This window comes from Bradyrhizobium sp. HKCCYLRH3099 (genome assembly GCF_051167855.1).
Taxonomy (GTDB): domain Bacteria; phylum Pseudomonadota; class Alphaproteobacteria; order Rhizobiales; family Xanthobacteraceae; genus Bradyrhizobium.
Genome location: NZ_JBNPTW010000002.1, coordinates 322591 through 335120 on the forward strand (window position 1 = coordinate 322591; position 12530 = coordinate 335120).

The 12530-nt window shown below is 66.2% G+C and carries 12 protein-coding genes; 11 read left to right on the forward strand and 1 reads right to left on the reverse strand.

Translation table 11 applies throughout. The features are described from left to right. Window positions 1-110: 110 nt before the first annotated feature. From ACQR1Y_RS06730 to ACQR1Y_RS06765, 8 genes are all read left to right on the forward strand, one after another. Window positions 111-1127 (forward strand): ABC transporter permease, encoded by a 1017-nt coding sequence (locus ACQR1Y_RS06730; protein WP_434876676.1) that lies wholly within the window; start codon window positions 111-113, stop codon window positions 1125-1127. 3 nt (window positions 1128-1130) lie between these two features. Next, the gene (locus ACQR1Y_RS06735; RefSeq protein ID WP_434876543.1) at window positions 1131-1982 is read left to right on the forward strand and encodes an ABC transporter permease; all 852 of its coding nucleotides are present in this window, start codon (window positions 1131-1133) and stop codon (window positions 1980-1982) included. After that, window positions 1982-2944, forward strand: a complete 963-nt coding sequence (locus ACQR1Y_RS06740; RefSeq protein ID WP_434876542.1) for an ABC transporter ATP-binding protein — start codon at window positions 1982-1984, stop codon at window positions 2942-2944. Before ACQR1Y_RS06735 ends, ACQR1Y_RS06740 begins: the two co-directional genes overlap by 1 nt. Beyond that, window positions 2941-3933 (forward strand): ABC transporter ATP-binding protein, encoded by a 993-nt coding sequence (locus ACQR1Y_RS06745; protein ID WP_434876541.1) that lies wholly within the window; start codon window positions 2941-2943, stop codon window positions 3931-3933. The genes ACQR1Y_RS06740 and ACQR1Y_RS06745 overlap by 4 nt, the downstream gene beginning before the upstream one ends. Then, window positions 3923-5377: an amidase gene (locus tag ACQR1Y_RS06750; RefSeq protein WP_434876540.1), complete on the forward strand. Its 1455-nt coding sequence runs from the start codon at window positions 3923-3925 to the stop codon at window positions 5375-5377. The genes ACQR1Y_RS06745 and ACQR1Y_RS06750 overlap by 11 nt, the downstream gene beginning before the upstream one ends. Before the next feature lie 46 nt (window positions 5378-5423). After that, window positions 5424-7034 carry an ABC transporter substrate-binding protein gene (locus ACQR1Y_RS06755; protein WP_172184849.1) on the forward strand — a complete coding sequence of 537 codons (1611 nt, stop codon included), beginning with the start codon at window positions 5424-5426 and terminating at the stop codon, window positions 7032-7034. A 61-nt stretch (window positions 7035-7095) separates the two neighbouring features. Continuing rightward, window positions 7096-8295 (forward strand): amidase, encoded by a 1200-nt coding sequence (locus ACQR1Y_RS06760; RefSeq protein ID WP_434876539.1) that lies wholly within the window; start codon window positions 7096-7098, stop codon window positions 8293-8295. Then, window positions 8292-8783 carry a GlcG/HbpS family heme-binding protein gene (locus ACQR1Y_RS06765; RefSeq protein WP_434861411.1) on the forward strand — a complete coding sequence of 164 codons (492 nt, stop codon included), beginning with the start codon at window positions 8292-8294 and terminating at the stop codon, window positions 8781-8783. The genes ACQR1Y_RS06760 and ACQR1Y_RS06765 overlap by 4 nt, the downstream gene beginning before the upstream one ends. A 61-nt stretch (window positions 8784-8844) precedes the next feature. Here the strand turns inward: ACQR1Y_RS06765 and ACQR1Y_RS06770 are convergent, their stop codons facing one another. Further along, entirely contained in the window at window positions 8845-9726 is an 882-nt protein-coding gene (locus tag ACQR1Y_RS06770) for a LysR substrate-binding domain-containing protein (protein WP_434876538.1), read from the reverse strand. A 108-nt stretch (window positions 9727-9834) separates the two neighbouring features. Here ACQR1Y_RS06770 and ACQR1Y_RS06775 point away from each other — a divergent pair, with 108 nt between their 5' ends. From ACQR1Y_RS06775 to ACQR1Y_RS06785, 3 genes are read left to right on the forward strand one after another with little or no spacing between them, the layout of a single operon-like run. Beyond that, window positions 9835-10584 (forward strand): SDR family NAD(P)-dependent oxidoreductase, encoded by a 750-nt coding sequence (locus ACQR1Y_RS06775; RefSeq protein WP_434876537.1) that lies wholly within the window; start codon window positions 9835-9837, stop codon window positions 10582-10584. 14 nt (window positions 10585-10598) lie between these two features. Beyond that, a complete protein-coding gene (locus ACQR1Y_RS06780) occupies window positions 10599-11447 on the forward strand; it encodes a transketolase (RefSeq protein ID WP_434876536.1) in 849 nt (282 codons plus the stop codon). Then, entirely contained in the window at window positions 11447-12460 is a 1014-nt protein-coding gene (locus ACQR1Y_RS06785) for a transketolase family protein (RefSeq protein ID WP_434861415.1), read from the forward strand. The genes ACQR1Y_RS06780 and ACQR1Y_RS06785 overlap by 1 nt, the downstream gene beginning before the upstream one ends. Window positions 12461-12530: the final 70 nt, after the last annotated feature.

Genomic DNA, 12530 nt, shown 5'->3' on the forward strand with positions numbered 1-12530 from the left:
CTGTGATGCATGCTGGCCGCCCCTGGGCTGCATCCGACTGTCGATGGGGCCTCACCCGCTGAAGCGCACGACGCAAGCCGTCGCGGCAGCGAATGATGGCAGGCGAACCGCTGATGGCTTTCGTTTGGAAGCGACTGCTCGGCACCATCCCGAGCCTAGTGGGCGTCGTCGTTCTCACGTTCTTCATTTCGCGCGCGCTGCCCGGAGATCCCGCTGCCTTCTTCGCCGGCCCGGCGGCCAACGCCGCCTCGATCGCGAGCATCCGCGCCACGCTGGGTCTCGACCGTCCGTTGCCGGTGCAGTTCGTGAGCTACATCGCCGACCTCGCGCACGGCAATCTCGGCCGTTCGCTCACGACTGGTCAGCCGGTGCTGACCGATCTGCTCGAACGCTTGCCCGCATCGCTTGAATTGTCATCCTTCGCGCTGCTGTTCGCGATCGGTATCGCGATTCCGATTGGCGTGTGGGCGGCGACTCGCATCAATGGCGGCGTCGACCATGCCTGTCGCGCGCTGGTCACCGTCAGCGCGGCCTTTCCGACCTTCTTCGTCGGTCTGCTGTTCGTCTACATCTTCTACTTCCTGCTCGGCTGGGCGCCGCAGCCGCTCGGCCGGCTCGACGAGATTGCCTTCTCGCCGCCGCCCCGCGTCACCGGGGCCTACACGATCGACGCCGCCATCGCGGGCGACTGGCCGGTGTTACGCGCGGCGTTGGCGCAGCTGATCCTGCCGGCGATTTCGCTCGGCCTGTTCGCACTGGCGCCGATCGCGCGGATCACGCGGGCCGCGATGCTGGAGGCGCTGAGCAGCGATTTCATCCGCACCGCGCGGGCCAGCGGCCTCCCGGTACGCAAGATCCTGATGGCCTACGCCTTCCGCAATGTGCTGCTGCCGGTGTCGAGCGTGCTCGGCATGGTGTTCTCCTTCCTGATCGGCTCCAACGTGCTGATCGAGCAGGTGTTCGGCTGGCAGGGCGTCGGCGCCTATGCGGTGGCCGCCGTGATCGCTTCCGACTACGCGGCGGTGCAGGGCTTCGTGCTGATGATGGCCGTGCTCTACGTGCTGCTCAATCTCGCGGTCGACGTGTTCGCAACGCTGGTCGATCCCCGCGTCCGGTTCGAGGGCTGAGCGATGGGTCTCGTCACGCTCGCCCGCAACACCGGTTACGCGTTCGGCGAAAACCGCCTGACATTGGTCGCCGCGATCATCCTGGCACTGCTGACGCTGTGCGCGATCTTCGGTCCCTCCATCGCGCCGTACGATCCTCTGCTCACCTCGGCGACGACCAAGCTCGCGCGCCCGAGCCTCATGCATCCGTTCGGCACCGATGCGCTCGGACGCGACATCCTGAGCCGAGTCATCGTTGCAACCCGGCTTGATCTCGGCATGGCGGTGTCGGCAGTGGCGCTGTCGTTCGTGGTCGGCCTCGCGCTCGGCGCGCTCGCCGGCTATTTCGGCGGCTGGACCGATCGCATCATTGGCCGGGCGATGGACACCATCATGGCGTTCCCGCTGTTCGTGCTCGCGATGGGCATCGTGGTGGCGCTCGGCAACAGCGTCGCCAACATCATCATCGCCACCATGATCATCAACCTGCCGTTCTACTGCCGCTTCGCCCGCGCTGAGGTGAACGTGCGGCGCGAGCTCGGCTATGTCGAGGCGGCGCGCATGGGCGGCAACGGGCCGCTGCGCGTCCTGGTCAATCATATCGTCCCGAACATCCTGCCGCCGATGATGGTGCAGGCCTCGCTCAACATGGGATGGGCGATCCTCAATGCCGCCGGCCTGTCCTTCATCGGGCTCGGTGTCCGCCCGCCGACGCCGGAATGGGGCATCATGGTGTCGGAAGGCGCGAGCTACATCATTTCGGGTGAGTGGTGGGCGTTCATGTTCCCGGGCGCGGCGCTCGTGCTCGCGGTGTTCTCCTTCAACATGCTGGGTGACGGGCTGCGCGATCTGCTCGATCCGAGAAAGCGTGTGTGATGGCGCAGCTCGAGATCGACAATCTCTCGGTGGAGTTCCGCACCCGTCACGGCGTGGTGAGGGCGCTGGATGCCGTCAGCCTGTCGGTGTCGCGCGGCGAGATCGTCGGCGTCGTCGGCGAAAGCGGCTCCGGCAAATCCGTCACCGCCTACACTGTGATGGGTCTCAACGATGCCGCCGCGCGCATCACCAAGGGCGCGATCACGATGGGCGGCATCGATCTGCTCGCCGCGCGCCCCGAGGCGATGCGCGAACTGCGTGGACGCGAGATGGCGATGATTTTCCAGAGCCCGCGCACCGCGCTCAATCCGATCCGCAAGGTCGGCAAGCAGATCGAGGACGTCCTGCAGGAGCACGCCGCGCTGCCGCGGCGCGAGCTGAAGAAGGCGGCGATATCCGCACTCGCGCGCGTGCGCATTCCCGATCCCGAACGCCGCGCGGAGGCTTATCCGTTCGAGCTCTCGGGCGGCATGTGCCAGCGCGTGATGATCGCGATGGCGCTGGCCTGCACGCCCTCGGTGCTGATCGCGGACGAGCCGACCACTGGGCTCGATGTGACGACCCAGGCTGTCATCATGGACCTGATCCGGGAGATGAGCCGGGCGACCCAGATGTCGACCTTGCTGATCACCCATGATCTCGGGCTGGCCGGCGAATATTGCGACCGGATCGCGGTCATGCATGCCGGCCACATCGTCGAGATCGCACCAACCGAACAACTGCTGGAGCGTCCGGCGCATCCCTATACGCGCCGGCTGCTGGCAGCGACGCCGGTGCCGGAGTCGCGCCTCGACGACCTCAATGCCATTCCCGGCCATCTGCCCGATCTGCGCGGCGCGCTGCCGCCGTGCAGGTTCAGCGGACGCTGCGAACTGAGGCAGCCGATCTGCGACGAAGCGGAGCTGCCTTGGACCAATTTATCACCCCAGCATCTCGTCCGCTGCCGGTTTCCGCTGTCATGACGCCGCTGCTCGAGGTCACCTCGCTATCCAAGCTGTACCCGATCAAGCGGGCGGGGAAGGGGGCGAAGCTCCACGCCGTCGACGACGTCAGCCTGACGATCTCAGCCGGAGAAAGCGTCGGCCTCGTCGGTGAATCCGGCTGCGGCAAGTCGACGATGGTGCGCCTGCTCGGCCGTCTCATCGATCCCACCGCAGGCCATGTCCTGATGGACGGCGAGGATCTCACCGCGATCACGCAGACGAAATTCGCGGCGTCGCCGAGCCGGCGGCGCATCCAGGTCGTGTTCCAGGACGCGACCGAGAGCCTCAATCCGTCGTTCCGCGTGTTCCAGGCAATCGCCGATCCGCTGAAGCGGCTGCTCGGCATCACCGACAGCGCCGAGATCGCGCGCCGCGTTCAGGCCACCGCCGCGCTTGTCGGGCTGCCGGACGAGCTGCTGCAGCGCTACCCGCATCAGCTCTCGGGCGGCCAGCGCGCGCGCGTCGGCATCGCGCGCGCGGTCGCGGTCGAGCCCTCGCTGCTGATCCTAGACGAGCCGACCTCGGCGCTCGACGTGTCCGTGCAGGCCGTGATCCTGCGGCTGCTCGCCGACCTGCGTGCGCGGCTGTCGATGAGCTATCTGTTCGTGTCGCATGATCTCAACGTCGTCCGGCTGCTGTGCTCGCGCGTGGTCGTGATGTATCTCGGCAAGATCGTCGAGATTGCGCCGGCCGAGGCGCTGTTCACCGCACCAAGCCACCCCTACACGCAGGCGCTGGTCGCCGCGATCCCCGATCCCGCGCGGCGCGGTGAAGCGCGGCCGCGGCTCGACGGCAGCCCGGCCAGCCCCATCAATCCCGATCCCAATGTCTGCCGCTTCTACGGACGCTGTCCGAAAGCAGCCGACATCTGCGCGAAGCTTATGCCGCCGCTCCGCGCGACAGGTCCGGATCATTTCGCCGCCTGCCACTTCGCTGTTTCACCCGCTGGAGGAAACGATGAGCGCTGACAACGAAATCTGCCGCATGGATGCCGTCACAGTGGCGGCGAAGGTCAAGGACAAGACGCTGTCGGCCACGGAGGTCACCGAGGCGGTCCTGCGCCGCATGGACAGGCTCGAGCCGCACATCCATGCCTTCTGCACGCCGACGCCCGAGGTCGCGCGCGCGGCGGCTGCCGCCGTCGACGCCAAGATCGCGGCCGGGGAAGATCCCGGCCTGCTCGCGGGCGTGCCGATCGGCATCAAGGATCTGGTTGCGACCAAGGACATCCTCACGGTGATGGGGTCGCCGCTCTACCGCGACTTCGTGCCGGATGAGGACGACATCGTCGTGGAGCGCCTCAAGGCCGCTGGCGCCGTCATCATCGGCAAGACCAATGTGCCGGAGTTCGGCTACAGCGGCGTCGGCCACAATCCGGTGTTTCCGGCGACCCGCAATCCGTGGAATCTCGACATGACGTCGGGCGGATCGAGCGCCGGCTCCGGTGCCTCCGTCGCGTCAGGTGTCGCGCCGTTCGCGATCGGCTCCGACGGCGGCGGCTCGATCCGCATTCCCTCGGCGCTGTGCGGCCTCTACGGCATCAAGGCTTCGATGGGCCGCGTGCCGCTGTATCCGGGCTGCCGGGACGAGCGCTATCCCGGCGTGTCGAGCTGGGAATCGCTCGAACATGTCGGCCCGATGAGCCGTACCGTGGCCGACTCGGCGCTGATGCTCAAGGTGATCACGGGACCCGATCCGCGCGATCGCTATTCGATTCCATCAGCCGATTTCGACTACGTCGAGGCCACCAAGGAGAGCATCAAGGGTCTCCGCATCGCCTACAGCGAGGACTGGGGCTATGCGCCGGTCGACCCGGAGGTCCGGCGCGTCGTCTCCGAGGCGGTGCGCGTATTCGAGACCGATCTCGGCTGCACGGTCGAGCGCGCCAATCCGGGCTGGGACGATCCGTTTCCGCATTTCTGGACCATCGTCGCCGGCGACACCGATCTCACCGGCATGCGCCGGATGATGAAGGGGCGCGAGAAGGAGATGTCGCCGCATCTCGTGGCGCTGTTGCAGCGGCAGTGGACGGCGGAGGAGTTCACCGATGCCAAGATGATCCGCCAGATGGTCTGCAACCGCATGTGGCGGTTCATGGCCAACTACGATCTCCTGATCACGCCGACGCTCGCGGTGCCGGCCTTTCCGCTCTACATGCAGGGGCCAGAGATCATCGAAGACAAGATGGTCACGACCGGCGACTGGCTCTGCTTCACCTTCATCTGCAACCTCACCGGCCAGCCCGCCGCGACGATCCCCGCGGGCTTCACCAACACGGGTCTTCCTGTCGGCATGCAGATCATCGGCCGCCATCTGGCGGATCGGACCGTGCTCGCCGCCTCCGGCGCCTTCGAACAGGCGCGCCCGTGGGCGCACAAATGGCCGAAGCTGTTGAGCGAGCTCGGCCTCTGACACTGCCTCCACCCTCCACCTGAAACATCCAGAAAGGACGCACGATATGAAGCTCTATCGCAGTCTCGTTGCAGCGGCGTTGCTCACAGCGTCCGCTGTGCTGCCAGGCGCCATCGCCCATGCGGAGATCGCCAAGGACACTTTGGTGATCGTATCGGAGATGGGCCCCAACGGTCTCGACACGATGGTGCCGACCGCCAACGATCACAGCCGCATGGTGGTCTGGCAGGCCTATGACCGGCTCGTCAGCCATGGCGAGAAGACGCTGGCGGACGGCACGGTGTCCTACGACGCCAAGATCATGACGCCGGAGCTCGCCGAAAGCTGGGAAGCCAGCGAGGACGGCAAGACCTACATCTTCCATCTGCGCAAGGACGCGACGTTCCACGACGGCACGCCGGTCACCGCCAAGGACGTCAAATGGTCGTTCGACCGTGCCATCGCCGCCGGCGGCTTTCCGGCCGTGCAGATGGCGGCCGGCTCGCTCGTCAAGCCCGAGCAGTTCTCGGTGGTCGACGATCACACCTTCAAGGCCACGTTCGACCAGTTCAACAAGCTGACCATGCCGGACCTCGTCGTTCCCGTGCCGGTCATCATCAACTCGGAGCTAGCCAAGAAGCACGCGACAGCGCAGGACCCGTGGGCGTTCGACTGGGTGTCGCGCAATGATTGCGGCGGCGGCGCCTACAAAGTGGAGTCATGGACGCCGGGCCAGCAGACCGTGTTCACGCGATTCGATGCCTGGAAGTCCGGACCGCTGCCCAAGCTTAAGCGCGTGGTCTACCGGCAGATCGCCTCGGCCGGCACGCGCCGCGCGCTGCTGGAGAAGGGCGACGTCGACATGTCGGTCGGCCTGCCGCCGAAGGACTATGCCGAGCTGGCGGAGCAGGGCAAGGTCACGATCATCGGCGTGCCCGTGCAGAACGACCTCGTCTTCGTCGATATGAACGTGAAGATTGCCCCGTTCGACAATCCGAAGGTGCGCGAGGCGATCTCCTACGCGATTCCTTATAAGGAGATCGTCAGCTCCGCGCTCTACAACCGTGCCAAGCCGATGTTCGGCGGCGATCCGGCAAAGCCCTATCCCGACGCGACCTGGCCGGTGCCGATCAAGCACGGCCAGGATCTCGCGAAGGCCAAGCAGCTGCTCACCGAGGCCGGCTTCCCGAACGGCTTCAAGACGACGCTGTCGATCGACCTCAGCGAGTCCACGGTGCGTGAGCCGACCGCGATCTTGATCCAGGAAGCGCTCAAGAATATCGGTGTCGAGCTGACGATCGAAAAGGTGCCGGGATCGAACTGGTTCGCGCAGATGGCCAGCAAGACGATGCCGATGGTGATCGCCGAATTCTACGGCTGGCTCGACTATCCCGACTACTTCTTCTTCTGGACGTTCCATGGCGGCAACAATTCGGTGTTCAACACCGCCAACTACGTCAATCCCGACCTCGACAAGGTGATCGACGAGGCCCGCTTCACCCGAGATCCGGAAGTTTACAAGACCAGCCTGAACAAGATGGTCGATATCGTGATGACCGATCTGCCGCGCATCCCGCTCTACACCCGCTTCGCCGACTACGCGATGCAGAAAAACGTCAAGGGCTTCGAATACTGGTTCCACACCCACCCGGACTTCCGCAAGCTCTACAAGGAGTGAGACAGAGAGAGGACGGCAGGCGCGCTCGTCGGGCGCGCCTTTTCTTCATCGGAGATAGGCCGTGCAGGACACTCTCGGAGCCTTCATCCCCGGCGCCATCCTTCGGCGCGCGCCACACTGCTCCGGCCCGCTGTCGGGCCTGAGCTTTGCCGTCAAGGACCTGTTCGATGTCGCGGGCGAGGTGACGGCCTGCGGCAATCCCGACTGGGCCGCCACGCATGCCGCAGCCGAGACGGACGCCTGGGCGGTCGATGCGCTGCTGAAGGCCGGTGCCGCGCTGGTCGGGAAGACGATCACCGATGAGATCTCGCTCGGATTGCTCGGCATCAACAGGTTCGACGGAACGCCGCTGAACCCGCGCGCGCCGGATCGCGTTCCCGGCGGCTCGTCGAGCGGCTCCGCATCTGCGGTCGCGGGCGGCCTGGTCGATGTCGCCCTGGGTACCGACTCCGGCGGCTCCGTGCGCACGCCCGCGAGCTTCTGCGGGATCTACGGCCTGCGCCCCACGCACGGCCGCATCTCCGTCGCCGGCCTGATGACACAGGCGCCGTCGTTCGACACGGTCGGCTTTTTCGCCAGGGACGCGATGACCTTCGGCCGCGTCGGCAGCGTGCTGCTCGGTGAGTTGATTCCCGATGCTTCGCCCGTGGAAATCGTGATGGCGGATGACTGTTTTGCGCTGGCTGATGAGCCGGTCAGGAATGCCTTGCAACCGGTTGTCGCACGGCTGCGCGCTGCTGTGCCAACCACGATGTCGGCTCTGGCCGGCGGCGATCTTCTCGACTGGGGGCGCCATCAGCGCATCCTGCAGAAGAGCGAATTCCACGCGACGTTTCGCGACTGGATCGATCGCGTGAACCCGCGCTTCTCCTCGGAGGTGGCCGGCGCCTTCGCCGATGACGGCCGCATCGACGCGCAGGAGCTCGCGGCCGCCAAAGCGTTTCGCGCGACCGCTTCGAAGCGGCTCGACGATCTGCTGGATGGACGCCGCATGCTGTGTCTGCCGACGTCCCCCATTTTGCCGATCGCACGCGAGGCGCGTCTGTCGGAGATCCGCGCGGCCGTGCACCGCATCGTCGACCTGACCTGCATCGCCGGACTGACGGGGCTTCCGCAGGTCAGTCTCCCCGTCGCGACATCAGGCCCGATTCCGGTCGGGCTGTCCTTGATCGGCTGGCGCGGCGGTGATGCGTCGCTGCTCGCGGCGGCCCGGACGCTGGCGCGCGATTTCTCCCTTGGCCTGTTCGAGGAGCACGCATGAGCGACGTCAAGGACACGCGAACGCTGACACTGTCGGGCGGGCTGAAGGTGCTGAACGCAGCCGTCGCCGAAGCGACCCGCATCGGACAACCGATGTGCATCGCCGTGGTCGATGCTGGCGGCAACCTGCTGGCGTTCGGGCGCATGGACGGGTCGAAGGGGCTGAGCGTGACCTCCTCGATCAACAAGGCGCGCACCTCGGCGCTGTCGGGCACGCCGACCGGCGGCGCTCATGCGGACGTGGAAATCCAGGTCACCTTGGCGCATGAAAGCCGCTGGACCAATCTGATCGGCGGGCTGCCGATCTGCGTCGATGGCTTCATCCTCGGCGCCGTGGCGGCGGGCTCCGGGTCGGGCGCGCAGGATCTCGCCGTCGCTCGCGCCGGCGCGGCCGCCATCCCCGGTGCCGACATGTACGTCGACTTCAAGCCGATGGGCGCGGAGGATACCGGCATCATCAGAGGAACGATGTCGCAGCCGCAAGTCTGACGATGAGAAGACTCAGCCACGTGGCGATCGCCGATCGCAGCGCTCCACCGCGCAGTGCGCATCAGACGCTGACGCCGAGCTCCAGCTTGATCCAGTCGGCAAAGGCGCGCACGGCAGCGGGCTGGCGCGGCGCGCGGGGAAGCACCAGCCGGTGACCGACATAGCGGATGTCCGTAGCGCGCCCGGCGAGCGGTGCGACCAGCCGTCCTGAGGCGAGCTCGCGCTCGGCGAGCAGTGTGGATTCGAGCGCGATGCCGAGGCCCTCGGCGGCGGTGGCGAGAACAAGAAAGCTGCGGTCGAAGCGCATGCCGTGAAGGGCGGGAGATTCCAGGCCGTTGGCGGCGAACCATTGCTGCCATTGCACCTGCTTGACGTCGGAACGGATCAGCGTCCGCTCCAGAAGATCTGCCGGCCGCTTGATGGTCGCCGCGAGGGCCGGCGAGCAGAGCGGCGTGACCGTCTCCTCCGCCAGCGGCACGACGTCCACGCCCTCGGCATGCGGCTGTCCATAGACGATGTCGATGTCGAAATCGTCGTTCTTGAAGCGCGCATAGTCGGTGTTGGCCGCGAGTCGAACCTCCAGCTTCGGATGCGCGGACAGAAATTGCGCGAGGCGCGGCGTCAGCCACTGCGCGGCGAAGCTCGGCGCGGAATGGACGCGCACGAGCTGCGGACCGCGGGCGGCGACCTCTTCCAGTCCCCTGCGCAACTGATCGAACGCCGCGCCGGCATGGCGCATCAGGTTCTCGCCGGCCGGCGTGAGGTGAACGGCGCGCGCCTTCCGTTCGAACAGCACCGTCCGCAGGGCGGCCTCGAGCTTGCGGATCGCGTGGCTGACGGCCGAGGGCGTCAGGTGAAGCTCATTTGCTGCATCGCGGAAAGAGCCGGTGCGCGCGGCGGCCTCAAACGCTTTGATCGACGAGATCGGGATGTTCGACAGCATAGGATAAGTGAACCAGATTCATCAATCCATGACAACTGCGCGTTTGTTGCCGTCCCCTCGGCCGGTCATGGTGGCGCCCACGACAACGAGACATCGGGAGGACAGGGGATGCTGCTCAGCGGCAAGACGGCGATCATTTCGGGCGCGGCCTCGCGGCGCGGCATCGGGCTCGCCACCGCGCGGCGGTTCGCGGCGGAAGGCGCCCGCGTCGCCATCCTGGACATCGACGCCGCGGCGGCGGCGGACGCGGCCGCCACGCTCGGCGATCAACATCTCGGGCTCGGCTGCAACGTCACCGACAAGGCGTCATGCAACGATGCGGTCGCGCAGGTCATGTCGACCTTCGGCATCATCGACATCCTCATCAACAACGCCGGCATCACCCAGCCGGTGAAGCTGCTCGACATCACGCCGAATGACTGGGATCGCATCCAGGACGTCAATCTGAAGGGCGTGCTGTTTCTCTCGCAAGCGGTGATTCCGCACATGCGCGAGCGCAAGCAGGGCTCGATCGCCTGCATGTCGTCGGTTTCGGCGCAGCGCGGCGGCGGCATCTTCGGCGGTCCGCATTATTCCGCCGCCAAGGCCGGCGTGCTCGGCCTCGCCAAGGCGATGGCGCGCGAGTTCGGAGCCGATGGCATCCGCGTCAACTGCGTGACTCCGGGCCTGATCGGCACCGACATCACCGCCGGCAAGCTGACCGACGAGATGAAGGCCAAGATCCTCGAAGGCATTCCGCTCAACCGCCTCGGCACGGCGGATGATGTCGCCGGCATCTACACGTTCCTCGCGTCTGATCTTTCCGCCTATGTGACGGGTGCGGTCATCGACGTGAACGGCGGCATGCTGATCCACTGACGAGGTCTCGGACGATGGACACCGCAACTCATCGGCTCGTCAACGCGCCGACGCTGGCACAACGCGCCTACAACATCCGCCGCAATGCGCTACGCATGGGCGAGGTTCAGGGGCAGGGCTATATTGCCCAGGCTCTCGACATCTCCGACGTGCTCGCGACCGCCTATTTCCACGCGATGCGCTACCGGTCCGAGGATCCCAATTGGGAGGAGCGCGACCGCTTCCTGCTTTCGAACGGCCACTATGCGATCGCACTCTACGCCGCGCTGATCGAGGCGGGGATCGTTCCAGAAGCCGAGATCGAAACCTATGGCAGCGATGACAGCCGGCTGCCGATGTCGGGCATGGCGTCCTACACGCCGGGCATGGAGATGTCGGGCGGCTCGCTCGGTCTCGGCCTGAGCATCGCCGTCGGCATGGGCCTCGGCCTGAAGCGCAAGAAATCGAGCTCGCGTGTCTACACGCTGTTCTCGGACGGCGAGCTCGACGAAGGCTCGGTGTGGGAGGCAATCTCGTCCGCCAGCCACTACCAGCTCGATAATCTGATCGCGATCGTTGACGTCAATAATCAACAGGCCGACGGGCCATCGACCCAGGTGATGAGCTTCGAACCGCTGGTGGACCGGCTGGAAGCGTTCGGCTGGTTCGTGCAGCGCGTCGACGGCAACGATCTCGATGCGGTCGTGGCGGCCTTCGATGCCGCGAAGAGTCACGAGGCGCCAAAGCCGCGGATGATCGTCGCCGACACCCTGATGGGCAAGGGCGTTCCGTTCCTCGAACAGCGCGAGAAGAACCATTTCATTCGCGTCGAGCAGCACGAGTGGCAGCTCGCGCTGGCCGCGCTCGACGCCGGGAGGCCATGATGAAGACGACGCGAGCAGCACCGGATCTGAGCAAGCCGCGCCTGACAACTTCGGCGATGATCGCCTCGATCGCCTCCGAGGGGCAGCGCACCAAGCCGGCGCCGTTCGGCCATGCCCTGGTCGAACTGGCGCGGAGCCGCCCCGAGATCGTCGGCATGACCGCGGACCTCGGCAAGTACACCGACCTGCACATCTTTGCCAAGGAATTTCCCGACCGCTACTACCAGATGGGCATGGCCGAGCAGCTGCTGTTCGGCGCGGCTTCCGGTCTTGCCGCCGAAGGCTTCATGCCGTTCGCCACGACCTATGCCGTATTCGCTTCCCGACGCGCCTACGACTTCATCCACCAGACCATCGCGGAGGAAGACCGCAATGTGAAGATCGTCTGCGCGCTGCCCGGCCTGACCTCCGGCTACGGTCCGAGCCACCAGGCCGCGGAGGACCTCGCCTTGATGCGGGCGATGCCGAACATGACGGTCATCGACCCCTGCGATGCCCATGAGATCGAGCAGGTCGTGCCGGCAATGGCGGCGCATCAGGGGCCGGTCTACATGCGGCTGCTGCGCGGACAGGTGCCGCTGGTGCTCGACGAGTACGACTACACATTCGAACTCGGCAAGGCCAAGCTGCTGCGCGACGGTCGCGACGTGCTGATGATCTCGTCCGGTTTGATGACGATGCGCGCGCTCGAGGCGGCCAAGTCGCTCGCGGACGATCGCGTTGACGTCGCCGTGCTGCACGTGCCCACCATCAAGCCGCTGGATGGCGAGACCATCCTGCATGAGGCGGGCCGCTCCGGCCGCCTGGTGGTGGTGGCCGAGAACCATACGTTGATCGGCGGCCTCGGCGAGGCGGTCGCCGGGCTGCTGATGCGTTCGGGCGTGCATGTGCCGTTCCGGCAGATCGGGCTGCCCGACGCGTTCCTCGACGCCGGCGCGCTGCCGACGCTGCACGACCGCTACGGCATCTCGCTCTCGGAGGTCGCAAGGCAGGTGAAGGGCTGGCTCACATAGCGAGCGAGGCGCTCTCGTCGATTGCCGGCGCGATGCGGTGCCGGCCCATAACAAACAATATCACATCGGA